The sequence below is a fragment of the Actinomycetota bacterium genome (assembly GCA_030682655.1).
GTDB lineage: Bacteria > Actinomycetota > Coriobacteriia > Anaerosomatales > JAUXNU01 > JAUXNU01.
On the sequence record JAUXNU010000216.1, the window covers coordinates 1 to 21,846 of the forward strand.

Genomic DNA, 21,846 nt, shown 5'->3' on the forward strand with positions numbered 1-21,846 from the left:
CGAGTACTTCGACGCGCAGGGCATCACGAAACGCGACGGCGACACCCGCACTATCGGCAAGCTCGGTTAGCCGGCGGCGCGGTCGCGTTTGACAGCCCTCCTTCGCGTCCGCACAATACCGCCCTGGAGGCGAATGGGTCCTGGTGGGCTCCGCGGTCTTCAAAACCGACGTGGGGCGTGAAGAGCGTCCTGGGTGTGTTCGATTCGCACGCGCCTCCGCCATGCGAATACCAGCCAGAATGCGCTCCGGCGACAATGCTTGAGGCGACCTTCGACGGTCGCCTCAAGCATTTCGACGCACTCCTGATGAGTGAGGAAACCGTGCGGAGTGGGCGCGGCAGGTCGGAGCAATTGCGGATATACTGGAGGCGTCGAGTATGCGGAGGAGCTGACGTGGTCAAGAGCCATGACGACATAGTCCTCGAAGAGGCGACGCGGCGACTCGTTTGCGAGCTGAAGCCCACGAGTGTCTATCTCTTCGGCTCAAGGGCTCGCGGAACCGCATCCCCCGACAGCGACTTCGATTTCTTCGTGGTCGTTCCGTCTGGCGGGGAACGATCGCTCAGGCGGGCGCAGCGCGCTTATCGTGCGTTGCGCGGACTGGGTATCTCCAAAGACGTCGTGGTCACCACCGTGGATCGGTTCGATCGATTCAAAGGCCTCCAAGCGTCTCTTGAGTACGAAGTGGCGACTCAAGGTCGACTGCTGTATGGATGAGGCGCTTCGAGAGCTGGTCGATGGATGGCTTGCCAAGGCCGAGACGGACTGGAAGGCCGCGGGCCGTCTTGAGCCAGGCGATGATGAAGAGGACTACGATCCTGTCTACTACAATGTCGCCGCGTTTCATCTTCAGCAGGCGGCGGAGAAGACCCTAAAGGCGTTCTTGGCCCGTCACTCGGTCGCCTTCATGAAGACCCACCACCTAGACAAGCTACTTGGCTTGGCGGCGACGGTCGATGTTGGCTTCGACTCGCTTGCCGATGCCGCAGAGACTCTGGCCCCGTTCGCTGTCGAGGTTCGATACCCGGGCGACTGGGATGAACTGTCTCGGGATGAGTACGTTGAGGCTAGGCAGGCGGCGGAGAAGATCACGGAGACGGTCATGGAGCGGATGGGTGACCCCGGCGTAGGCTAACGTACGTGGACCTACAAGTCCGCGGAGGATCTCATCGGCTGGAATCGGCTGGAATCGGCTGGAATCCGGCTACATTCTCTCAATCCCTGTGTGTTGGCAGCATCGCCAATGTCGTGGCAACCCGTCGATGCCCAAGACCTACAAACGCCATGCGAAGCGCGGTACCCTCGACAAGACCGGAGCGCATCAGGTTCGCGAACGCCAAGGAGGCGCAGATGGACGCAATCGAGTGCATCATGACGCGGCGGTCGATCCGCCGCTACACTGGCGAGCCGGTCGCGCGCGAACTCGTCGACGGCGTGCTCGCCGCAGCGATGGCGGCGCCGAGTGCGGGCAACCAGCAGCCGTGGCGCTTCATCGTACTCGACGACCGCGAGGTGCTTCACGGGGCCGCCGGGACCACGCCGTACGGCCGCATGCTCGAAGAAGCCGCGTTCGCACTCGTGGTTTGCGCCGACACGGGCGACCTCAAGCACCCGACGATGTGGCAGCAGGACTGCTCGGCCGCCACCCAGAACGCGCTGCTCGCAGCCCATGCGCTCGGTCTCGGCGGCGTGTGGCTCGGCTTCTGGCCAAAGATGGAGCGCGTCACCCCGCTCAAAGAGCTGCTCGGCATCCCCGAGGGCGTGGAGCCGCTCGCGGTGCTCGCTTTCGGCCACCCTGCCGAGGAGAAACCCCCGGCGGGGCGCTTCGATCCCGCGTTCGTGCACGAGAACCGCTGGTAGGGCGGCGTGCTGTTATCGGCCGATAACCTGCGCTTCACCCTGCCGGGTGCTGACGGCGCCGCGGCCGTGGACGTGCTCGACGGCGTTGACTTCGCGGTGGGCGCGGGCGAGCTCGTCGACGTGGTGGGCCCGAGCGGCTGCGGCAAGACGACGCTGCTTCGCGCGCTCGCGCGGCTGCTCCCCGGCGCTACCGGCGCCCTCGCGCTCGACGGCCTCGACGCCGCCGACGTCCCCGCGGCCGAGTGGCGCGCCCGTGTCGCGCTCGCGCCGCAGGTCTCGGTCATGCGAGCGGGCACCGTCCGCGACAACCTCGTGCTCCCGTGGCGCTTGCGCGCTCGCGCCGCGATTGCCACGCCGCCGGACGCGCACCTGCGCGTCGCGCTCGACGGCGTGGGCCTCTCCGACATCTCTCTCGAGCGCGACGCGGCCAAGCTGTCGCTTGGCCAGGCCGCTCGCGTCGCTCTCCTCCGCGTGACGCTGACCGCTCCCGATGTGCTGCTCCTCGACGAGCCGGACGCCAACCTCGACGACGCGAGCGCCGCGCAGGTGCGCGCGATCTGCGAGCGGTTCGTGCGCGATGGAGGAGCGGCCGTGCGCGTGCGGCACTTGCGCTCCGACGACTTCGCGGCCCGCCGCTACCGCCTCGAGGGCGGCCACCTGAGCGAGGTGACCTGACGTGCCCGACGCCAACGCCGGAGTCATCGCCATCAGCTGGTGGCAGCTCGCCATCTCGACCGGCTTCGTGCTCGTGATCGGTGTCATCTCGATGCGGCTGGCTCTCGGTATCGAGAAGGATCTCGCCATCGCGACCGCGCGCACGTTCCTGCAGCTCACGCTGCTCGGGCTCGTCCTGCGCTGGGTGTTCCGCTTGGACTCGCCGTGGATCGTCCTTGGCATACTGCTCTTCATGATGGCGGCTGCCGCGCAGACGATCGTGAAGCGGGCGCCGGACGCGCCGCCGGGCATCCTTGGCAGCTCGATGATCGCGATGCTGCTCACGGGCTTCACGGTCACCTTCGCGGTCACCGGGCTGATCGTGCAGGTCGACCCGTGGTACCGCGCGCAGTACGTGATCCCGATCGCGGGGATGGTCCTTGGCAACTCGATGAACGGGATCGCGGTGGCGCTGGAGCGCACATTCGCCGAGATGGACAACCGGGCAGGGGAGATCTTCGCACTCACGGCGCTCGGCGCGACGCCGTGGGAGGCCGCGGGCGACATCGTGCGCATAGCCATTCGCGCCGGGCTCATCCCGACGATCAACTCGATGGCGGCGGCCGGGCTCGTGTTCATCCCCGGCATGATGACCGGCCAGGTGCTCGCCGGCGCCGACCCGCTGCACGCGGCGTACTACCAGATCGTCGTGATGCTCATGGTGTCTGCGGCGACCGCTCTCGGTTCCGTGCTCGCGGTGCTACTCTCGTTCCGACGACGGTTCACCGCCGACGGTATCTACCTGGAGAAGGGCTACCGGACGTGACGATGCTCGAGAACCCGTACGTGCGCATCACGAACAACTTCCTCCACGACATGGCGACCGGCATGTGGGCGGCCGGCCTGCTCGTGATCTGGCTGCTAGCCGCTCGCGTGACCGCCGCTACGCCCGCCGACGCCGTCTCCGCGCTCTCCGATGCGTCCCGCGCCGTCTTCTGGCTGCTGCTCGCCGCACTCGCGGTCATCATCGTCACCGGTGCGGTGCGGCTGCTTTACTGGCGGCGCCAGACACCTGCCGAGGAGCTTGCCGCCAAGCGCCGCGCGCTCGTCGTCAAGCACGTCGCGTTCGTGGTGATCTACGGCGGCGGGACCTGGTGGGCGTACGGGCTGTTGGGGTAGCCCTCTTCTTCCTCGAAGCGCATACCCTACCTCCTGAAACGGTTGTCGGCCAAGACTATCATTGCCACTGCGGCGGTGCCGAGCATGAACACGGCTTGGAGCCGGAGCCGGAGCCAATCCGGTTACGCGCATCACGTTCGATGGAATCTCTCGTCCGGGAGTGTGCGCGACCCTAGGCGCTAAGCCAATCCTCGCGTTCGATTCCCGCATTCCGCAGAATCCTCGCAGGCAAATCGACGCTGACGGCTCCACGATGCGGATTTGGCACTTTGACTCTTAGGGTTCCGCGGCTCATGAACGCGTGATCTGGACCACCATCAGGCCCGCTGAAACCAAGGGCGCGCATGCGTGCGATGAACTCACGGCGCGAGACGGGAGTAAGGCGCGGCATTACCGGGCCCTCAGAGGACGTTCAGGTCAATCTCACTGACCTTGGGGATGTCGCGATCCTGGTTCTTGATCTTCAGGTCAAGCCACGTGCGAAGAGCGGCGTCCAACTCCTCGCATACCTCCGCGACGGAGTCTCCATCGGCCCAGACGCCCTGGATTCCCGGAATCTCGGCGTAGAACCGTCCGTCCTCCATCGCCTCAACGTCTGCCAGACGTACTGCGTTGAGCACGTACCGGTCAATCAGCCCCGTTGGCATTGCCGTGGGGTGTCCGCGGTCGGCCTTGCTGAACTCCCTAAGCGTCTGCCGGGTCAGGTAGAGCGCCATATCGTCCGTCAAACCCGAACTCTCATCAGTTGGCACGGGGAAGGAACGTCCACTGAACCCTACTGTCTGCGCCATGACTAGGTCTTCTTCCTTAGCTTGTCCGGCGAGCTCGCCACGACCACATTCTGCGCCTTCGCAACGTACACGGGATTGCCCTCTCCGTCGTACATGTCGTCCACTCGCAGGATCTCGGTCATCACCGGCTTCAACCTCAGCAGCGTGCCATCATCGAGCACATATTCATTGAAGTGCTCGCCGCCCACTTGAAAGCCAATCGTTGTCGCAGACACCATCTTGCCGTCGGGTCCGGGAATCTGGCGCTTGTCTTGTGGCACCACGCCCTCCTTCGTCACTAGCCATGTGGCGCGTGCACTCAGTCGAGCCACTTCACTGCCTCCGCACGTCTTTCTCAAGCGGTTGCAGGACCCACCGCCGCCGCTTGTGGGACTCGAAAGGTGCCGCAGCACATAGCATACCCGGTCGTCCTTGACAGCGAAACCGGAGCCGTCTTACCCCCTCTGCGCCAGACCACGTAGTTCAGCAAGTGACAGATCCCACCAGTCTTGGTATCGGCACCGACGATCCATCGAACAAGCGCTTCGCAGACGAGTGAGCGCTACACTTGCGGCAGGTGCTTGATCGCTGCTCAAGCGCAAACACGGTAGGGCGGCTGCTCACGCGACTCAGCCGCGAAGCCGACGTTTGGCCTCGTCCCAGGAGATGACCTCAACCTCGCCGCGGTCGAGTGCGTCGAGCCTGCAGTCAAGCTCTTCCTTCTGGGCAGGAGTGACATGCACCGAGTCGGGGAGTGCCCGCAGGCTATCCCACAGGTCGCCGATCAGAGCGAGGCGCTCCTCCGGGTCGAGCTTGTCGATGTCGATCGCTGGGATGCTCATGATTCGATGATACGCCCTCGTCTTACCAGGGCCGAACCGATTCCTTACCGCAATCGACTGGCGCTGGTTCAGGTTCGACTACACGTCGCCTTCGTCGGCCAGAAGTCGCAGCTTGTAGGCGAAGAGGCAGTGCGGCGTGATGTAGTAGGCACGGTCACGAGCCGTTTCGAAAGTCAGGCTGCTACACCCTTCGGGCTTGCCGTCAGGGTGGAGGGAACACAGGGAGTCCGGTCGCAGTGCGGTGCACGGCATTGCCACATGCAGTCGGTCATGCGTGAACGTGCAGTAGCTCGCTGGGACCACGACGGCGTCCGCCTGCACGCTGGCGCCATGCAATTCGAAGTAGCGACGCAGATCGGCTGTCATCCGAACGCGGATCCTTACTTCATCATCTCCGCGTTCGACCTCGCTGAGGGGGTCGACCCGGAAGCGGAAGCCACGACAGCACTCAGCTTGGCAGTGTTTGAGCCAGGGAACACAATCGTCGCACTCCCGTGCCGCGTCGAGCAGTGACTTCTCGTCGGAATCCAACCCGAGACCTCCTACTCCCGAGCGACCTTCTCTGCAGCAGCTTACTCCGCCGCCAATGGTTCGCGGATAACCGAGCGCGACGGTAGCCCGACCACTGCTGGTTGGAGGATACATGATTTGCGAACTGGAGCCGCACCGCGCGGAGGCTCGATCAGCGCGACGTTGAGAATCTTCCAGGCGTATACTGGTCTTCACCGCAAGCAATGAACCCCGAGGGAGAGCTCCCATGAGACTGAAAGTCGTTGTTCACGAAGCGGAAGAAGGCGGCTTCTGGGCTGAAGTCCCCTCTATCCCCGGCTGCTCCACGCAGGGCGAGACCTTCGAGGAACTCCTCGAGAACCTGTACGAAGCTGTCGAGGGCTGTCTGTCGGTCGACGTTTCCCCGGCGGAGACCGGCACAGGCGGTCGGGTCATGGATATTGCGATATGAGATCGGTTTCGGGTCGCGATTTGGCCAAGGCTGTCGAACGTCAGGGCTGGACGCTTCTTCGCGTCCAAGGGAGTCACCACATCTACGGTAAGAGCGGTATCACGGTGCGCCTGTCCATTCCGATGCACAACCGAGACCTCAAGATCGGGCTCCTCATGCACCTCATGAAGATGGCCGGACTGTCCGAGACCGACCTGTAGTCCGGCCTGACCGATCGCGAGCCATCGCATCGCACCGCACGCCTACCCCAGCCGCACGACGACTCCGAGCTGCTCGGCGAGCCTCCGCACGACCGAGAGCGGCGCATCCTCGTATGCGGTGCGCTCCCAGCGCTCGACGGTCGCCTCGTCCACACCCAGCAGCGCCGCGACTTCGGGTACGCGCATCCCGCGCGCATCCCGCGCCGGGGCGAGCACCGAGCCCGGTCCGCCCGCGTACCCAGCCGACGCCTCGGCCACATGGCCAACGGCGTCCAATCCGAGGCCCAGCAGCGACCAGGCCGGAACGGCGCAGATGCGGTCGCCGAGCAGAAGTGGCTCGTCGCCCAGGTAGGCGATGATGCCCATCCGGAACCGTTCCCCGAAGCTGTCGCGCACCGCGGCGAGCCCGCGGGTGTCGGCCCAGCGCACGGTGGATCCGGCCTTCATCTCGAAGCCCACCAGCTCGGTCCCGCGCTCGAGCAACAAGTCGACTTCCGAGCCTGCCGAGGTGCGCCAGAAGTGTGCCGAGGAGGGATCCTCGGAAAGCGCGTCTATCGCGAGCAGCTCGGACACGATCCACGTCTCGAATAGCGCACCCGCCGCACCGATCTCGCGTGCACCCTCCCAGTCGCCGACGCGCATCACGTGTGCGGCCATTCCGGCGTCGCGGGCGAAGAGTTTCGGCATCTTGACGAGGCGCTTGCCCATCGTGGCGGCATACGGCGTGAGCGTGCGGATCTGGTAGCCCACCTCGAGCAAGTCCAGGTAGCGCGCGAGAGTGCGATGGTCGAGCGCCGCATCGGCTGCGAGGTCCGCACGGTTGAGGAGTCCGGACGTTCGCAACATGCCGAGCGCGAAGAGCCGCCGAAATGCGACCACGTCACCGACGCGCCCGAGCTGCCACAGGTCGCGCTCCACGAACGTCGAGATGTACGCCGAATACCAGTGCCTGCGGGCGGAGGCGTCCATGTCGAGGGTCCCCGGCATGTTGCCGCCCATGATCGCGTCCGTCACGGCGTCCCGCAGGATAGGGATCGAAGCCGGGTCCTGGACGGGGAGGCTCGCCACGAACTCCTCAGCACTGGCCGAGGAAAACGCGTCCTCGATGCAGCTCGGCAGCGGCTGACCGAGGCGCTCGGACAGAGTGAGCGGCCCGAGTTCGACGTAGGCGGCACGACCGGCGAGAGTCTCGGAGACGTTGCGCATGCGGAGCAGATTGGACGAGCCCGTGAGGAGGAACGCACCCGGACGCTCATCGCGATCGACCGCGAGCTTCACTGAACGCATGAGTTCGGGGGCCAGCTGGATCTCGTCGATGACCGTGAGACCGACTGCGTCGCCGCCGACCAGACCGAGCGGGTCTGCGGCTGCGCGCTCGAGCACGTCGGGGCGGTCGAGCGTCAGATACGTGCCAGGGCCCTACTCGAGAACCGCTTGCGCGAGCGTGGATTTGCCAACCTGACGCGCGCCCGTGACCACGACCACCCGGAACTGGTCGAGTAGGTCGAGCACTCGATCGGCGAGATGCCTGCGAACCTTCGGCGAAGTAATCATGTATGAAATTCTGACATGACCATGTAGGAATTGCTAGCATGACGCTGCGCTGTTTCGTCCGATTGCCTCAAATACTGCATGATGTTACATTTGGAGTGTTGGCCCCCTCCCGTCCGGACGTCGGAGGGATCTCTCGCACAAGCGATTCCGGCCGGAGATGCCCATGAGATGCGGAGGTGTGCGGACCATGACGACATCGGATGCGGGACTCGCGGTCTGTTCGGTGTGTGGCCAGCGCGCGGTCGAGATGACTCGTGATCCGATCGCGATCGAGTTTCGGGAGGGCACATGGCGCATAGAGCCTGACTTCGACTATGAGCGGTGCCGTGCCTGTGGGGAGGAGTTGTATCCCGGTCCCGGGATCACAGATCTCACTCGACGGGCGATTGCGCTCGCGCGAAAGGAGCTCGGCTTTCTGACACCCGATGAGGTTCGGGGCGTCCGCCACGCGCTGGACCTCACGCAGGGTGACTTTGAGCGGGCGCTCGGAGTCTCCCGTGGCACCATGGGTCGTTGGGAGCGAGGGGAGGTGTTCCAAAGCGCCACCGCGGACCGGTTGATGCGCGTGCTGGCAGAGTGCCCGGATCTCATCCGCTGCGACGCATTGTCCTTCGTGGCCCGGGAGACTCGCGGTCCCTATCGGAAGCAACGTTGACATGCCAAGATCTGTTATCGCTGAGTGGAATCCGCAGTCTGCGGTGCGGCTCTCGGAGAGGGCTTCGGCGGTGAGCGAGCCGCGCAGAGCGAGAGGTTCCAGTGCCGACCCGTGAGCGTTCAGCCGAGAAGACCTACGTCCGACAGACATGTTCAGCGCAGCTGTCCCGAATCCGATTGTGGATCCAGTCGCATTGCCCGCCGCGACCTTCCAGCGCGCTCGCATCGAATCTGACGACCGGGCGGATTGCCTTGAGCAGACCCTCCTAATCTCGGGCCTTCGGCAGGCGAACTACGAGGTGTCGATCTCCGTCAATATCGAGTCGGAGCAGTGGACAGAGACGGTCTAGTTTGAGGTCGATGTGCCGATGTACTACAATGACAGCTTGTTTTCAGGGAGGGACTGATGTACGAGACTTCCGCGTCGCTTCCCGTACCAACGGCGTGCAGCACCCAAATTTCAGCCGCATGGTCTCGACCTATGCGGATTGTCCCGGAGCGGTTCTCCGGAGAGTGCGAGCCGCCCACTTTCGCGCAGTCGCAGCCGCAGCTTCCGGTTTCCGAGTTCGACGGAGAGCAGCCAGTTCTCGACCGCGCGGAGTCGACCGAGTAGCCCCTCGGCTTGGCCCAACGATTCTGGCTGACTTAGCGCTCGGCCTCGCTCGAACTCGCTCCACATCGAACCCCGGCATCCTGGCAGAGTCCCCGGATCTGATTCACTGTGACGCACTGTCGTTCGTGGCGAGGGAGACCCGCGGTCCCTACAAGAAGCGGCGCTGACATGCCGACGCACTCCTGGTGCGCGACGCATACGTGATATAATGTGCTCGAATTGTATGTTTGTTATGTTTGGAGGGCACCATGTCCCCTGATCGCACCACGACCTCACACTACAAGGCCGCGGTCAAACGTCTCGAGGACATCGAGCCCGGCAGCGACCTCAGTGCCGAGTTCGTGCGGAATATCGGCGCGGTTCTTGACGAAGTCCCGAATCTGTCGCCCTACCGGTGGGAGCTGGTACTTGCCATGGAGAGCGTTCTTGGCGCCGTGAGTGCCGCCGGGGCTATGGCGGGCGGCCCGGCGACGGTCGCCGCCGAGGTAGCTCGTGAGAATCTGGTGCGGGAGGCCGCCCGCCGGCGTGTGTTCGATGAGCCGATGATGGAGGCCGATTCCGTTGCGCGGGCGCTCGGTTCACGCTCGGTCAACCTCAGCCAGTACGCGAACCTTCGCCGTCGCCGAGGCGAGATTCTCGGCCTACCGGTCGCGAATCATTACATGTTCCCGGCGTTCCAGATCGATGCTGACCGTCGGCGCGTGCTGCCCGTGGTCGCCGAAGTGAACCGGTTGCTTGGCGCCGCAAAGGATCCGTGGGGTGTGGCGTCGTGGTGGTTCTCGGACAACGCGCGTCTCGGGGGCGCTCGTCCGGCCGACCTGGCAGTGGATGACAGCAGAGCCGCTGAGGTGTTGCGTGTCGCGCACGCTGTTCTCGCTCCGGTCGGCTGAAACTCCCGATTGTGGGCCGGTACCCTCCACCAGAGAAGGCGCCGCATCAGGCGGAGATAGCTATCCTGCCCGCGCATACGATGCTCTTCAGAGTGCACTCTGCACGTTTCGGGCCGACCGAGTTCAATCCGACCGATCCCGATGCGCCCGGGGCGGGCGGCGGCGGGCGCTTCGATAGCCCGGGCGGCGTGCCCTCGTTTCTGTACGCGGCGCACTCACCGGAAGCCGCAATCGCCGAATCGCTGCTGCGCGATCTGCCCTTCGGCGCGCGAGGCGCCCGAGAGCTGCCCGGCGCCGCTCTTGCTGCGCGCAGCCTCTCACGGCTGCGAGTGACCCGGGACTTGTCCCTCGTCGCGCTTCACGGCGCAGGGCTTGCCAAGGTCGGCCAGGACACGTGGCTCGTGCACTCGGATGCCAGCGAGTACTCGCAGACGCGCATCTGGGGTCGAGCGATCCTGGCGTGGAACCCGCGAGTGCATGGGCTCGAATGGCGGCCGCGTCACGACGACGACGGCTTGTCGATGTGTCTCTACGAGGACCGGGCCGCAGACCGGCTGCAGGCGGTCTCGACGCTTCCGCTGTGGGAGGGTGAGGGACTCGCGTTGGTTCGGGCGACGCTACTAGCCTTCGGGGTCGCTTCGCCCGCGGGCGTCAAGTAGTGGAGCGAACGTTGGATTTAGCTTGACGGTCGACCGGATTCGGGGGAATATACTTCTTAGATTACCCCTGTGCTTCGGCGCAGGGCGCGAAACCGCCCTCGGGCGGTTTCTGCTTTTTGCGGAGGGCTCTTGGCGACCAACGCACATTCGCAACGCGCGATCGTCTACGTTGACGGTTTCAATCTCTACTACGGGTGTGTCAAGGGCACTCAGTACAGATGGCTTGACTTGGTCAAGCTCGCTGAGCTGATGCTCCCCCAGCACTCAGTGATAGAGGTGAAGTACTTCACGGCGATTGTAGACAGTCCCTCCGGAAGCGTGCGCCAGCAGGTCTACATCGGTGCTCTTGAGAGCACGGGGCGGGTGTCGACCTACCGTGGGCATTTCCTGTCACATGTGAAGAACAAGCCCCGGGATGTTGTCTGCGCACAATGTGGTGATCGCAAGGCAAGAGTCATCATCACAGAGGAGAAGGGCACCGACGTCAACTTGGCCACGCATCTCGTCTACGATGCCTGCACGGACGCGTTCGATGTAGCAGCTGTTGTCTCGAATGACTCAGACCTTGTGATGCCGGTCCTGTTTGCGCGGCAGAAGTGCGGCAAGATGGTTGGAGTGCTGAACCCGCAGAAGCACCCTGCACAGGCGCTTCTGAAGTCGGTCGACTTCTACAAGAAGATTCGTCTGGGGGCGCTTGCCGCAAGTCAGCTACCGCCTGTGATTCTGCACAACGGAAGGCAGTTCCAGAAGCCCACCACTTGGTAGTGAGCGGCCTAAGCGCTTCGGACGGCCGGGAGCGGTAGAGTAATGAAAGCGCTGGGCCGCTGCTCATGCGCATCACGTCTGACATTCCGTACATCCTGCATCTCGTCACAGGGCTTGCCACGAGTATCCCAAATAGCGGATACTCGTCCTATGACGATCGGAGTTCCGAAAGACATCATCTGGGTCGCCTCGTCTCGCGACGATCTGCAGCGGTTCCCCGATCCCGTCAAGAAGCTGATGGGTTTTGCGCTGTTCCAGGCCCAGTGTGGCGGGAAGCACCTTCAGGCGAAGCCGCTGAAGGGCTTCAAGGGCGGACGCCGTCTACGTGCTACATGCGTTCCAGAAGAAGTCCAAGAGCGGGATCCAGACCCCGAAGCGGGAGATGGACATGGTGCGATCCCGACTTCGGATCGCACAGGAGTCGTACCGGGCTGAGACGGACCGGAGGGAAGGTAGGTAGAGATGAGCGACAACACGCCTGAGTGCACCAAGAGCAGCGGCAATGTGTTCGCCGATCTCGGACTCCCCGAGTCCGATGAGCTGCTCGCCAAGGCCGCGCTCGCGAACCAGATCGCCAGCATCGTCAACCACCGCCATCTGACGCAGGTGGAGACGGCTCGGATCCTCGACACTGGCCAGCCCAAGGTCTCCGAGCTGCTCGCCGGGAAGCTTGGTGGGTTCTCGATTGAGCGGCTGATCCGCTACTTGAACGCGCTCGATCGGGACGTTCAGATAGTCGTAACCCCCAAGCCCCGCAGTCGCGCCCACGCTACCCTGAGCGTGACGGGGAAGACGAGTCCGTCACGTTCCAGCGACGTGGTGTGCGCGGGGTAGCCGCTGGTGGGTCGAACTAGGGGATCAGCGGACGGCCAGGAGCGCTAGACTTGCGACAGCGCATGGGCCGCAGCTGATGCGCACCACTAGCCCCAATTCCTGAAGCGCCTGCCGATAGCAGCCTCTTGATCCGCGTTGCTTCGCCAATCAGGCTCCTCTGTTGCCATACTGATTGAGGCAGTCAACCGGGAGGAGCGTCAACGGTGCCAATCGCCAGGAGCGTCGTGGATTCAACGCGGTTCAATCGCGAACTGGCGTTGCCGTACGAGTTGCGCATCGAGGACTTTCAGTTGGCCATGCAGGATGCGTACGATTTCTACTCGTTGGACGGCGTGAGCTACAATCCACATGAACGGCGAGCCCCGCCGCTCAGGCCGAAGAACGTTCTGTGAGACACGTCAGTAGTGGTATCGCAGCTGGGCAATCAAGATGGCGTCCCCTTCGACGCGGTACACCAGCCGGTGTTCATCCGTGATGCGGCGCGACCAGTAGCCGGACAACGCATGCTTGAGCGGTTCCGGTTTGCCGACGCCCTCGAAAGGTGCCTGTTGGATGTCCCGAATGAGGGCATTGATTCGCTGGACGAGCTTGCGATCGGTCTTCTGCCAGTAGAGGTACTCATCCCACGCGTGCTCGGAAAAGACGACCCTCACTCGGCCAGCTTCCTCTCGGTTCCGCCGCCAGCCTCAAGCTCAGCAATCGCCTCGAGCAGCCGCTGAGCGTTCTTGGGGCTGCGCAGCAGGTAGGACGTCTCCTCAAGAGCCTCGTAGTCATCCAGCGAGATCATCACGACCGACGACGAGGCCTTCCGCGTCACGATGATGGGGGCGTGGTCCTCGCACACACGATCCATCTCGCTGGCGAGGTTGCTGCGGAGTCGGGTGTATGGGATAGCGTTCATCATTGTCCTCCAAGATTCACCTGTACAGGTAATGGTACAGGTTGACGGCTCACAGAACAAGCGCTTCCAGTCGTACGCGCGGCCGATCAGATTGCCGCCCGCTCTCCGGCAGGTTGCCCCGGGGGTGCGCGGCGAATACTATACGTGGGACGCCAGGCCGCGGCTGCATGAGAGCCGCCCCGCGGGGAGACCGATGACAGGCTTCGAGCTCTATCTCAAGCGCAACGCCAAGAAGTTCGACACGTACCTTTCGACCTTCTTTGCCAATGGCACACACCCGGACATGCGCCGGTATCTCTACGAACTCGTGGCCGACTTCACCGCCAACGCCGGCAAGCGCCACCGCCCGCTCATCTGCCTGCTCGCGTGCGAGGCGGTCGGAGGAGACCCGGACAAGGCGTGGCCGTCAGCTGCCGCCATCGAGCATTTCCACACAGCCGCGCTCATCCACGATGACATCGAGGACTCCTCGCTGACCCGTCGCGACGAGCCGTGCCTCCACGTCCGCGAAGGCGAAGGGCTCGCGATCAACGCCGGCGACCTCGCGCTCTCGCTCGTGTGCGGCACCGTCGTCCACGATCCCGGCCTCGACGACCACACCAAGCTGCGCGTGCTTGCCGAGCTTGTCGCGATGACGACGCGCACCATCGAAGGCCAGGCGCTCGACATCGGCTGGGCGCGCGACGACCGCTTCGACCTCTCGATCGAGGACTACCTCGCGATGGCCAACCACAAGACCGCGTACTACTCGGGCGCCGTGCCGCTTGCCGTCGGCGCCATCATCGGCGAGGGGACCGACGAGCAGGTCGAGGCGCTCCGCAGCTTCGGCATGGCCGCCGGCCTTGCGTTCCAGATCCAAGACGACGTGCTGAACCTCGTCGGCACACGCGAAGCCACAAAGAAGGATTTCCGCTCCGACATCGCCGAGGGCAAGCGAACGCTCGTGGCGATCCACGCGCTCCAGCACGCCGACCGCCGGGAGCGCCTGCTCGCGATACTCACGGCCCGCGAGACCGATCCCGCCGCGCTCGACGAGGCCGTCGCCATCATGCGCTCCTCGGATTCGATCACCTTCGCCGAGGACTACGCCCGCGCGCTCATCCTCGATGCCAAGGAGTCGCTCGAGACCGCGCTTCCTCCGAGCAACGCGCGCAAGCTGCTGATGTCGATGGCGGACTTCTTCGTGAAGCGGAGCAGCTAGGTACCTTGACCCACGCGTCGGCGGCGAGAGAAATCAATCCCCGGCCGCTGCGACGGATTGCTCGTACGCTTCGATCTGTTCGTACGTAAGCGAGCGCACGTCGCCGTGTGAGTAGAAGCACTTGTACCAGTCAACCGTGAGGCGCAAGGCGCTATCGAGATCGAGCACGGGCTGCCAGCCGAGGTCGCGATGGGCCTTAGTGCTGTCGAGCTTGAGTGTGCCAGCCTCATGAGGCGCGTTTCTGTCACTCATGTCTTTCCAGTGCCCCGAGCCCCACATGGTGACGAAGCGATCGATGACGCACTCTACACGGCACATGCTGTCCTCGTGCGGGCCGAAGTTCCACGATCCATCGAAGCCAGCCTCGGACTCGAGAAGCCGTGTGGCCAACATCAGGTAGCCGCCAAGCGGCTCGAGCACGTGCTGCCAGGGTCGAACGTGTCCAGGGTTTCTCACCGCTAGTTCGTCTCCGCGTGCCAGCGCACGTGCCGCGTCGGGGATCAGTCGGTCCGGGCTCCAATCACCGCCGCCGACCACGTTGCCTGCGCGAGCGGTTGTAACGGCGGCGGCGGTAGCGTGTGGACCGAAGAAGGAGTTCGCGTACGCGGCGGTCACGATCTCGGCACATGCCTTCGACGAGCTGTAGGGGTCTTTTCCGCCCAGCGAATCATCTTCTCGATATCCCCGAGACCACTCGCGGTTCTCATAGCACTTGTCGCTCGTCACGACGACCACAGCACGCGTCGACGCGCATTCCCGCGCGGCTTCGAGCACGTGTACCGTACCCATGACGTTCGTGCGGTAGGTCTCGACCGGCTCGTCGTAGGAGATCCGCACGATTGGCTGGGCCGCGAGGTGGAAGACAACCTCGGGCTGGACTCGCGCGAACACGGCCTTCACAGCGGCCAAGTCGCCTACGTCCGCAATCGTGGAATCGACGATGTCTCGCAAACCGCAGACCTCGTACATGGCCGGATCGGTGGCTGGTTCCAGTGCGAGTCCGCTCACCGACGCCTCCAGCCGATCGAGCCACATGGAGAGCCAAGAGCCCTTGAAGCCGGTGTGGCCTGTCACGAGGACGCGACGGTCGCGGAGAGCTTCATCGAGGGGACCTCGCATCGTCGTCCGCGCCTTCCTCTGTGTGCCGCCGCTCTCTTCTCCGTACAGCAGTCGAGCACCCGTGCCCGGGCATGCGCAATCGCATTCCCGCTAGCCCTGCGCCCCACAAATATGACATGGCGACGGGCCCGGGGGAAGCAGCGCATTGCCTTGACAGGTCCGACAGGGCGACCATACAGTCGGCGTACTGCTCGTCCCGATTGAGCCAGAAGAGAATCTCGACTCGGGTTCCCATGAGGTGGAGAGGTCCATGAAGGTTGTAATCTTGGCAGGTGGTTTGGGGACTCGGCTTGCAGAGGAGACCCAGACGCGACCTAAGCCTATGGCCGAGGTCGGCGAAAAGCCGATGCTATGGCACATCATGAAGACGTACAGTCACTACGGCTTCAACGAGTTCGTCATATGCCTCGGCTACAAGGGCTACATGATCAAGGAGTACTTCTCCAACTATTTCCTGCACAACTGTGACGTCACCTTCGACATGCGCACTCGCGACATGCAGGTGCACCAGAACGCGAACGAACCGTGGCACGTCACGCTCGTGGACACAGGAGCCGAGACTCAGACGGGCGGCAGGCTCAAGCGTGTCGCGCCGTACGTCGGTGATGAGACCTTCATGATGACGTATGGCGACGGGGTGTCGGACGTGAACATAGGCGAACTCGTTGAGTACCATCGGTCGCATGGCAGACTGGCGACTGTCACGGCCGTCCAGCCGCTCGGCCGGTTCGGAGCACTGGCCGTCGGCAACGATTCTGCCGTCACAGCTTTCAATGAGAAGCCTGCAGGTGATGGTGGCTGGATCAACGGCGGCTACTTCGTCCTGCAACCCGAGGTACTGGACTACATCTCTGGGGACGAGATGCCATTCGAGCAGCAACCCCTGGAGACACTTGCCGAGGAGGATCAGCTGAGGGCTCACAAGCACCTGGGCTTCTGGCAGCCGATGGACACGATTCGCGACAAGAACGATCTCGAGCAACTGTGGCTGTCCGGCAGGGCGCCCTGGAAGGTCTGGTGAGCCGAGATGGCGCCTGACCCCAAGGAGCCGGGCGACGACCTCAGGAGCGAGATTCTCGACGCGGTTCGGCGGTACTTCGAAGCGACCTATGGCGAGCGCGAGCCGTTCGAACCTGGCAAGACCCGGGTGAACTACGCGGGCCGCGTGTTCGACTCACGCGAGATGGTCGATCTCGTCGACGCGTCGCTCGATTTCTGGCTGACGTACGGTAGGTACTCGAAGCGGTTTGAGGAGAGCCTCGGCTGCTATGTCGGAACGAGACACTGCTTCTTGGTGAACTCGGGCTCATCCGCGAATCTCCTCGCTTTCATGGCGCTCACCTCCGAGAAGCTAGGCGAGCGGCGCGTGGAGCGCGGCGACGAGGTGATCACCGTCGCCGCCGGCTTTCCAACGACGATCACCCCCATCGTCCAGTACGGGGCCGTCCCTGTCTTCGTTGACGTGGAGCTATCCACCGCGAACGTCGATGTCTCACTCCTTGATGGAGCACTGTCACCTCGTACCAAAGCCGTCATGCTCGCGCACACCCTTGGCAATCCATTCGACGTGGGTGCTGTCCGCGCGTTCTGTGAGCGCCACGGCCTCTGGCTGGTGGAGGACAACTGCGATGCTCTCGGCTCTCGCTATCGGGGTGTACTCACCGGTGGTTTCGGTGACATCGGGACTAGCAGCTTCTACCCCCCTCACCACCTGACAATGGGTGAGGGGGGCGCCGCGTACACCAACGACGATCGTCTCGCCGCCATCCTCTTGTCGCTCCGAGACTGGGGGCGGGACTGCTGGTGCCCTTCCGGACGCGACAATACCTGCGGGAAGCGTTTCTCGCAGCAGTTCGGCGAACTGCCGTTGGGCTACGACCACAAGTACGTGTATTCGGAGTTCGGCTACAACTTGAAGGCGACCGAGATGCAGGCTGCAATCGGCTGCGCCCAGCTAGAGAAGCTGCCCGGGTTCGTGAAGGCCCGCCGTCGCAACCATGACTTGCTCGCCGAACTTCTCGAGCCTCTTTCCGACGCGCTCATGCTCCAACAGGCGACCGAGGGTAGCGATCCGAGCTGGTTTGGTTGCCTGATGACGGTGCGGTCTGGGTGCGGTGTGTCCCGTGACGCGATCGTCCGGAAGCTGGAGGACGCAGGGATTCAGACGCGGATGCTCTTCGCTGGGAACATGGTTCGCCAGCCGCTGTTCGACGGAATGCGCAAGCTCCATGAGGGCTACCGCGTCGTGGAGCCGCTGGAGAATACGGACCGCATCATGAACGACTCGTTCTGGGTCGGCGTCTACCCGGGTCTTACAGAGGAGATGGTGCGGTACATGGCGTCGGTCATCGGCGACGCGGTTTCGACGGCGACGGCGAGATGATCGTGTCCGGCTTGGCGAACTCAGGGACCGCGTACGAGTGCTCCGAGAATGCGAGCGCCAAGTCGTGAAGGTGGATGAGGGTCGCAGCATGTCGGCTGGGTGGCTGCGGGGGTTCATCGCAACCCATGCGGAGAAGCTGCGCTACCTCTTCGTCGGTGGCTGGAACACGGTGTTCGGGTACGGCCTATTCTTGCTTCTGCTTGCACTCGTCGGGAACCCGCTGCGTTCAGTTGAGTCTTCACCCGTGCTGCTCATCTCACTTGTCGGGCGCAACTACTACCTTGTCGTTGGGTTGCTTGGGTGGTTTGTCGCCGTGCCGCAGAGCACGGTGACGATGAAGTACTTGGTGTTTCGCAGCGAGGGTGCCCTGCTGCCCCAGATAGGGCGGGCGTACTTCGTGTATGCGCCTGCCCAGGTCCTGGGCACGGGAGTTCTGTGGCTGACGGTCCGCGTGGCGCACCTCACGCCTCAGATCGGTGGTCTCGTCACGATTGCCGTGACCACGGTATTCAGCTATCTGGGTCACAAGTACTTCACGTTTCGCAGACACCCCGAGTTCGACGAGGCCCGTGAGGGTCGCGCGCGTCACGATGGCGAATGAGCTCGACGGGTCACCGGATCACTGCGTGCGATGAACGCGCGATGCCAAGTGATCGAGACTCGGCATACGCGGGAGGTTCGCCCGGGTTGTGTCCTCGCGATAAGATGAGACGAGCGCATCCTCAAGGGGCATTTCATGATGACTGGCAGATCAACCTATCCCGGAACTCGCTGCATGCTGACCCCCACCGACGTGCAACGTGGGGCAGTCGCGGTGGCGCTGGCGCACGTACTCCGGGCCGCTGGTGAGCGCCGCCGTGGATAGGCCCCCGAATCCCCTCGCCGCCGATTTGAACCACATCTTGGCGCAGACGGGTGAGATCTGGGGTGCACTGCGCGGCGGACGCGTCCTCATCACAGGGGGGACCGGATTCTTCGGCCACTGGATGCTTGAGAGCCTGCTTTGGGCGAACGATCAGCTGAGTCTAGGTGTAGAAGCGGTCGTGCTCTCGCGTGACCCAGGGCGATTCGGGCGACAGTCGCCGCACTTGGCACGAAGAGAAGAGGTCACGCTTGTCGCAGGCGATGTCTGCTCGTTCGAGTTCCCCGAAGGTCCGTTCACGCACGTCCTCCACATGGCAGCGGAGACGAACACCCGACTGACCAATCCCGCGCCCTCGGCTTACTTCGACACAGCAGTTTGCGGCACCCGCCGAGTTCTCGAGTTCGCAAGGTCCCGCGAAGTCGAGCAACTCCTATTCACCAGCTCCGGCGCAGTCTACGGGCCGCAACCGGCAGACTGCGACCGACTCTCCGAGGACGACGCGATTGCGCCCCCTCCCGAGAGTGTTGCTCACGCATATGGGCATGGGAAGAGAGCTGCCGAATTCCTCTGCAGCGCGGCCCACCACGAGACTGGACTTCAGACCAAGATTGCTCGCTGCTTCGCTTTTGTCGGTCCCTACCTCCCCTTGGACTCAGGATACGCGATCGGCGACTTCATCGGAAGCGCACTGCGGGGAGACGCAATAAGGCTTTCAGGTGATGGCACACCGATGCGATCCTATCTGTATTCTGCGGACCTTGCGTCGTGGCTTTGGACGATACTGCTTCGGGGCGAGCCGGCTCGCCCATACAACGTTGGCTCCTACAGAAGCATCAGCATCCTCGACCTTGCTACACTGGTTGCTCAGGTGGTCGATGACAGCATCCGCATCGAGGTCGCGAGGGAACCGGTCGCTGGTGGCCTGAGGCAGCGGTACGTGCCCGACACTGCTCGAGCTGTCCGGGAATTGGGGCTGTGTGTGACGATCGGACTGCGTGACGCCGTTGCCCGAACAGCGACTTGGCACAGGAGAATCGCTACGACTCAGGAAGGGGCATAGCCTTGACGGTTGCCGACCTCGTCTTCGAGTTCCTTGCCGCACGCAAGGTCCGCGATGTCTTCACCGTCACCGGTGGCGGAATCATGCATCTGGTTGACGCGTTGGGACGCAATCCAGACATGAGGTACTGGTGCAATCACCATGAGCAGGCCTGCGCCATCGCCGCGGAAGCGTATGCGAGAGTCACTGGGGGCGTTGGCGTTTGCCTCGTCACCACAGGGCCCGGTAGCACGAATGCCCTGTCAGGTATCGCGGGTGCCTGGGTCGACTCAGTACCGGTCGTCGTCATCTCGGGACAAGTTCGGACCGACCTAATTGCCCACTACTCCAAGCATCGACAGTTCGGGCCGCAGGAGATCGACATCATCTCAATGGCACGACCTGTGACGAAGTATGCGCATACCCTGACGCCCACGGACGACGTACAGGCGCAGTTGGAACGAGCTGTCCGCACCGCAACATCTGGACGCCCGGGACCCGTCTGGCTCAACATCCCGTTGGACGTTCAAGGGATGACGGTTCGTGAACCGGGGTCCGGCGTACATGCGCAGTCCGCTGCCGATGGATCGAATCCACGCCGAGACGGCCAACTCGACGAACTCGCTACCGTGCTGGGTCTATTGGCGCATGCGAACCGGCCGCTGGCGGTGTGCGGCAGTGGCATACGTATGGCGGGAGCAGAGGACCTCCTCCTTCAGTTCGTCGAGCGTTTTGGCTGTCCAGTCGTCGCCACGATCGGTGGCATGGACCTTATGCCTGAAGAGCACACACTGTATATGGGGAGGTTCGGCCCAACGGGCCAAAGAAGGGCGAACTTTGCCATCCAGAATGCGGATCTCCTCCTGTGCCTCGGTACCAGCATGTCGGTAGCCGCCATCGGCTTCGATGCCGACCGCTTCGCACCGATGGCCAGGAAGGTCATGGTGAACATTGATGCGGAGGAATCGAACAAGCCAAACCTCGCCGTCGATTTCTCGCTGGTGGCGGATGTCAAATGGTTCCTGGCGGAGACGCTCGAGAACGGGTCCTATTGCCGGAGTAGTCGCGATGGGCGTTGGCTGGACGCACTCTCCGAGTGGAAGAGTCGATACCCGCTGGTCACTGCCGACCACTCCGCTGACGTTGAGCATGTGAACAGCTACGTGCTCGTGCATCGGATATCCGAGGCTATGCGCCCGGGAGAGGTGATTCTCAGCGGAAATGGTCTGGACGCCCAGTCGGTCTTCCATTCCTTTGCCGTCAAGACGGGCCAGAGGGTCATCACGAATCGCAACTACGGCGCCATGGGATGGGATCTGCCGGCTGCAGTGGGCGCATCTGTCGCGAGGGGCGGTGCTCAGGTCGTCCTCGTCACTGGCGACGGCAGCATCGAGATGAACGTGCAAGAACTTCTTACCATCGGTCACAACCGAATGGACATCAAGATATTCATACTCAACAACAGCGGATATCAGTCTATCCGTGCTACACAGGCGCTCTTCTGTGCGGGCAGGTTCATCGGTTGCGATGCAGCTTCGGGGGTCAGCAATCCGGACTTCGAGTCGCTTGCTTCCGCCTATGGGCTGGAGTATCGGGTTCTCAGGTCGAATCAGGACCTGGAGGATGGGGTTCGTGCGGTCTTGGCTGTGGACGGTCCCTGTCTCTGCGAGGTCAACGTTTCTTACCACCAAGAACGGAATCCACGGATCGTCTCGCGACGTCGCGAAGACGGCACGTTCGAATCCAGCCCGCTTGATGACCAGTATCCCTTCCTGCCGGAAGAAGAGAGAGAGGCCGTTATGTCGCTGTTTCGACAAGAAGGCGTCGACAGTTGATGGTCACGCAGGCTGCTACCGGAGAGAGAAGCCGCCGCCCCCAGGGCGAGCGGTGAGCGGAGAGGGGC

Annotated in this window: 29 protein-coding genes, 1 tRNA gene and 1 pseudogene; 22 read left to right on the forward strand and 9 right to left on the reverse strand. The window is 63.4% G+C overall.

The window, feature by feature from the left end; genetic code table 11:
* Positions 1 to 125 precede the first annotated feature (125 nt).
* The 7 genes from Q8K99_14650 to Q8K99_14680 all read left to right on the forward strand — a co-directional run bounded on the left by Q8K99_14650 (position 126) and on the right by Q8K99_14680 (position 3,693).
* Positions 126 to 222: transfer RNA gene (locus tag Q8K99_14650), tRNA-Sec, on the forward strand.
* Positions 223 to 393: 171 nt separating this feature from the next.
* Positions 394 to 717 (forward strand): nucleotidyltransferase domain-containing protein, encoded by a 324-nt coding sequence (locus tag Q8K99_14655; protein ID MDP2183788.1) that lies wholly within the window; start codon positions 394 to 396, stop codon positions 715 to 717.
* Positions 710 to 1,135, forward strand: a complete 426-nt coding sequence (locus Q8K99_14660) for a HEPN domain-containing protein (GenBank protein ID MDP2183789.1) — start codon at positions 710 to 712, stop codon at positions 1,133 to 1,135. Before Q8K99_14655 ends, Q8K99_14660 begins: the two co-directional genes overlap by 8 nt.
* Positions 1,136 to 1,350: 215 nt before the next feature.
* Positions 1,351 to 1,860, forward strand: a complete 510-nt coding sequence (locus tag Q8K99_14665; protein MDP2183790.1) for a nitroreductase family protein — start codon at positions 1,351 to 1,353, stop codon at positions 1,858 to 1,860.
* Positions 1,861 to 1,866: 6 nt separating this feature from the next.
* Complete coding sequence (locus Q8K99_14670; GenBank protein MDP2183791.1) at positions 1,867 to 2,535, forward strand: ATP-binding cassette domain-containing protein; 669 nt, start codon at positions 1,867 to 1,869, stop codon at positions 2,533 to 2,535.
* Position 2,536: 1 nt separating this feature from the next.
* Positions 2,537 to 3,340 (forward strand): iron export ABC transporter permease subunit FetB, encoded by an 804-nt coding sequence (fetB, locus tag Q8K99_14675; protein MDP2183792.1) that lies wholly within the window; start codon positions 2,537 to 2,539, stop codon positions 3,338 to 3,340.
* The gene (locus Q8K99_14680) at positions 3,337 to 3,693 is read left to right on the forward strand and encodes a hypothetical protein (GenBank protein MDP2183793.1); all 357 of its coding nucleotides are present in this window, start codon (positions 3,337 to 3,339) and stop codon (positions 3,691 to 3,693) included. The genes fetB and Q8K99_14680 overlap by 4 nt, the downstream gene beginning before the upstream one ends.
* A 401-nt stretch (positions 3,694 to 4,094) precedes the next feature.
* Here the strand turns inward: Q8K99_14680 and Q8K99_14685 are convergent, their stop codons facing one another.
* The 4 genes from Q8K99_14685 to Q8K99_14700 form a co-directional block, all read right to left on the reverse strand.
* Positions 4,095 to 4,484, reverse strand: a complete 390-nt coding sequence (locus Q8K99_14685) for a type II toxin-antitoxin system HicB family antitoxin (GenBank protein MDP2183794.1) — start codon at positions 4,482 to 4,484, stop codon at positions 4,095 to 4,097.
* 2 nt (positions 4,485 to 4,486) lie between these two features.
* Positions 4,487 to 4,744 (reverse strand): hypothetical protein, encoded by a 258-nt coding sequence (locus tag Q8K99_14690; protein ID MDP2183795.1) that lies wholly within the window; start codon positions 4,742 to 4,744, stop codon positions 4,487 to 4,489.
* A gap of 348 nt (positions 4,745 to 5,092) precedes the next feature.
* Positions 5,093 to 5,305, reverse strand: a complete 213-nt coding sequence (locus Q8K99_14695; GenBank protein MDP2183796.1) for an addiction module protein — start codon at positions 5,303 to 5,305, stop codon at positions 5,093 to 5,095.
* 78 nt (positions 5,306 to 5,383) lie between these two features.
* Complete coding sequence (locus tag Q8K99_14700) at positions 5,384 to 5,836, reverse strand: hypothetical protein (GenBank protein MDP2183797.1); 453 nt, start codon at positions 5,834 to 5,836, stop codon at positions 5,384 to 5,386.
* A 226-nt stretch (positions 5,837 to 6,062) separates the two neighbouring features.
* On the opposite strand from Q8K99_14700, the gene Q8K99_14705 reads away from it, so the two are divergent.
* Together Q8K99_14705 and Q8K99_14710 are read left to right on the forward strand one after the other, a co-directional pair.
* A complete protein-coding gene (locus Q8K99_14705) occupies positions 6,063 to 6,266 on the forward strand; it encodes a type II toxin-antitoxin system HicB family antitoxin (protein MDP2183798.1) in 204 nt (67 codons plus the stop codon).
* Entirely contained in the window at positions 6,263 to 6,466 is a 204-nt protein-coding gene (locus Q8K99_14710) for a type II toxin-antitoxin system HicA family toxin (GenBank protein MDP2183799.1), read from the forward strand. The genes Q8K99_14705 and Q8K99_14710 overlap by 4 nt, the downstream gene beginning before the upstream one ends.
* 42 nt (positions 6,467 to 6,508) lie before the next feature.
* On the opposite strand, the gene Q8K99_14715 is transcribed toward Q8K99_14710, so the two are convergent.
* The gene (locus Q8K99_14715) at positions 6,509 to 7,849 is read right to left on the reverse strand and encodes a DUF4143 domain-containing protein (GenBank protein ID MDP2183800.1); all 1,341 of its coding nucleotides are present in this window, start codon (positions 7,847 to 7,849) and stop codon (positions 6,509 to 6,511) included.
* A gap of 36 nt (positions 7,850 to 7,885) precedes the next feature.
* A complete protein-coding gene (locus Q8K99_14720) occupies positions 7,886 to 8,020 on the reverse strand; it encodes a hypothetical protein (GenBank protein ID MDP2183801.1) in 135 nt (44 codons plus the stop codon).
* Positions 8,021 to 8,207: 187 nt separating this feature from the next.
* Here Q8K99_14720 and Q8K99_14725 point away from each other — a divergent pair, with 187 nt between their 5' ends.
* From Q8K99_14725 to Q8K99_14755, 7 genes and pseudogenes are all read left to right on the forward strand, one after another.
* Positions 8,208 to 8,675: a type II toxin-antitoxin system MqsA family antitoxin gene (locus tag Q8K99_14725; GenBank protein MDP2183802.1), complete on the forward strand. Its 468-nt coding sequence runs from the start codon at positions 8,208 to 8,210 to the stop codon at positions 8,673 to 8,675.
* Between the two features lie 860 nt (positions 8,676 to 9,535).
* Complete coding sequence (locus Q8K99_14730) at positions 9,536 to 10,177, forward strand: hypothetical protein (protein ID MDP2183803.1); 642 nt, start codon at positions 9,536 to 9,538, stop codon at positions 10,175 to 10,177.
* Between the two features lie 92 nt (positions 10,178 to 10,269).
* Complete coding sequence (locus Q8K99_14735) at positions 10,270 to 10,836, forward strand: RES family NAD+ phosphorylase (GenBank protein MDP2183804.1); 567 nt, start codon at positions 10,270 to 10,272, stop codon at positions 10,834 to 10,836.
* A gap of 129 nt (positions 10,837 to 10,965) precedes the next feature.
* Entirely contained in the window at positions 10,966 to 11,601 is a 636-nt protein-coding gene (locus Q8K99_14740) for an NYN domain-containing protein (protein ID MDP2183805.1), read from the forward strand.
* A gap of 150 nt (positions 11,602 to 11,751) precedes the next feature.
* Positions 11,752 to 12,061, forward strand: a pseudogene (locus tag Q8K99_14745) (type II toxin-antitoxin system RelE/ParE family toxin).
* 2 nt (positions 12,062 to 12,063) lie between these two features.
* Entirely contained in the window at positions 12,064 to 12,435 is a 372-nt protein-coding gene (locus Q8K99_14750; protein MDP2183806.1) for a helix-turn-helix transcriptional regulator, read from the forward strand.
* A 203-nt stretch (positions 12,436 to 12,638) separates the two neighbouring features.
* Positions 12,639 to 12,827 (forward strand): hypothetical protein, encoded by a 189-nt coding sequence (locus Q8K99_14755; GenBank protein ID MDP2183807.1) that lies wholly within the window; start codon positions 12,639 to 12,641, stop codon positions 12,825 to 12,827.
* 6 nt (positions 12,828 to 12,833) lie between these two features.
* Here the strand turns inward: Q8K99_14755 and Q8K99_14760 are convergent, their stop codons facing one another.
* Positions 12,834 to 13,088 (reverse strand): Txe/YoeB family addiction module toxin, encoded by a 255-nt coding sequence (locus Q8K99_14760; protein MDP2183808.1) that lies wholly within the window; start codon positions 13,086 to 13,088, stop codon positions 12,834 to 12,836.
* The gene (locus Q8K99_14765) at positions 13,085 to 13,336 is read right to left on the reverse strand and encodes a type II toxin-antitoxin system prevent-host-death family antitoxin (protein ID MDP2183809.1); all 252 of its coding nucleotides are present in this window, start codon (positions 13,334 to 13,336) and stop codon (positions 13,085 to 13,087) included. Before Q8K99_14765 ends, Q8K99_14760 begins: the two co-directional genes overlap by 4 nt.
* Before the next feature lie 193 nt (positions 13,337 to 13,529).
* On the opposite strand from Q8K99_14765, the gene Q8K99_14770 reads away from it, so the two are divergent.
* Entirely contained in the window at positions 13,530 to 14,537 is a 1,008-nt protein-coding gene (locus tag Q8K99_14770; protein ID MDP2183810.1) for a polyprenyl synthetase family protein, read from the forward strand.
* Positions 14,538 to 14,570: 33 nt separating this feature from the next.
* Here Q8K99_14770 and rfbG read toward each other — a convergent pair whose 3' ends face one another.
* Entirely contained in the window at positions 14,571 to 15,656 is a 1,086-nt protein-coding gene (gene rfbG / locus Q8K99_14775; protein MDP2183811.1) for a CDP-glucose 4,6-dehydratase, read from the reverse strand.
* Between the two features lie 250 nt (positions 15,657 to 15,906).
* Between rfbG and rfbF the strand changes: the two genes are divergently transcribed.
* The 5 genes from rfbF to Q8K99_14800 all read left to right on the forward strand — a co-directional run bounded on the left by rfbF (position 15,907) and on the right by Q8K99_14800 (position 21,778).
* Positions 15,907 to 16,677, forward strand: a complete 771-nt coding sequence (gene rfbF / locus Q8K99_14780) for a glucose-1-phosphate cytidylyltransferase (GenBank protein MDP2183812.1) — start codon at positions 15,907 to 15,909, stop codon at positions 16,675 to 16,677.
* 6 nt (positions 16,678 to 16,683) lie between these two features.
* The gene (gene rfbH, locus Q8K99_14785; protein MDP2183813.1) at positions 16,684 to 18,039 is read left to right on the forward strand and encodes a lipopolysaccharide biosynthesis protein RfbH; all 1,356 of its coding nucleotides are present in this window, start codon (positions 16,684 to 16,686) and stop codon (positions 18,037 to 18,039) included.
* An 88-nt stretch (positions 18,040 to 18,127) separates the two neighbouring features.
* Positions 18,128 to 18,640: a GtrA family protein gene (locus Q8K99_14790; GenBank protein MDP2183814.1), complete on the forward strand. Its 513-nt coding sequence runs from the start codon at positions 18,128 to 18,130 to the stop codon at positions 18,638 to 18,640.
* Positions 18,641 to 18,896: 256 nt separating this feature from the next.
* Positions 18,897 to 19,964 carry an NAD-dependent epimerase/dehydratase family protein gene (locus Q8K99_14795; protein ID MDP2183815.1) on the forward strand — a complete coding sequence of 356 codons (1,068 nt, stop codon included), beginning with the start codon at positions 18,897 to 18,899 and terminating at the stop codon, positions 19,962 to 19,964.
* Positions 19,965 to 19,966: 2 nt separating this feature from the next.
* Entirely contained in the window at positions 19,967 to 21,778 is a 1,812-nt protein-coding gene (locus tag Q8K99_14800) for a thiamine pyrophosphate-binding protein (protein MDP2183816.1), read from the forward strand.
* The last annotated feature ends 68 nt before the right edge of the window (positions 21,779 to 21,846 follow it).

Coding starts and splice junctions, on each gene's coding strand:
- Q8K99_14660 (MDP2183789.1), top strand. CDS start 710: ATGGATGAGGCGCTTCGAGAGCTGGTCGATGGATGGCTTGCCAAGGCC.
- Q8K99_14665 (MDP2183790.1), top strand. CDS start 1,351: ATGGACGCAATCGAGTGCATCATGACGCGGCGGTCGATCCGCCGCTAC.
- Q8K99_14685 (MDP2183794.1), bottom strand. CDS start 4,484: ATGGCGCAGACAGTAGGGTTCAGTGGACGTTCCTTCCCCGTGCCAACT.
- Q8K99_14695 (MDP2183796.1), bottom strand. CDS start 5,305: ATGAGCATCCCAGCGATCGACATCGACAAGCTCGACCCGGAGGAGCGC.
- Q8K99_14705 (MDP2183798.1), top strand. CDS start 6,063: ATGAGACTGAAAGTCGTTGTTCACGAAGCGGAAGAAGGCGGCTTCTGG.
- Q8K99_14710 (MDP2183799.1), top strand. CDS start 6,263: ATGAGATCGGTTTCGGGTCGCGATTTGGCCAAGGCTGTCGAACGTCAG.
- Q8K99_14720 (MDP2183801.1), bottom strand. CDS start 8,020: ATGATTACTTCGCCGAAGGTTCGCAGGCATCTCGCCGATCGAGTGCTC.
- Q8K99_14725 (MDP2183802.1), top strand. CDS start 8,208: ATGACGACATCGGATGCGGGACTCGCGGTCTGTTCGGTGTGTGGCCAG.
- Q8K99_14730 (MDP2183803.1), top strand. CDS start 9,536: ATGTCCCCTGATCGCACCACGACCTCACACTACAAGGCCGCGGTCAAA.
- Q8K99_14750 (MDP2183806.1), top strand. CDS start 12,064: ATGAGCGACAACACGCCTGAGTGCACCAAGAGCAGCGGCAATGTGTTC.
- Q8K99_14765 (MDP2183809.1), bottom strand. CDS start 13,336: ATGAACGCTATCCCATACACCCGACTCCGCAGCAACCTCGCCAGCGAG.
- Q8K99_14770 (MDP2183810.1), top strand. CDS start 13,530: ATGACAGGCTTCGAGCTCTATCTCAAGCGCAACGCCAAGAAGTTCGAC.
- rfbG (MDP2183811.1), bottom strand. CDS start 15,656: ATGCGAGGTCCCCTCGATGAAGCTCTCCGCGACCGTCGCGTCCTCGTG.
- rfbF (MDP2183812.1), top strand. CDS start 15,907: ATGAAGGTTGTAATCTTGGCAGGTGGTTTGGGGACTCGGCTTGCAGAG.
- rfbH (MDP2183813.1), top strand. CDS start 16,684: ATGGCGCCTGACCCCAAGGAGCCGGGCGACGACCTCAGGAGCGAGATT.
- Q8K99_14790 (MDP2183814.1), top strand. CDS start 18,128: ATGTCGGCTGGGTGGCTGCGGGGGTTCATCGCAACCCATGCGGAGAAG.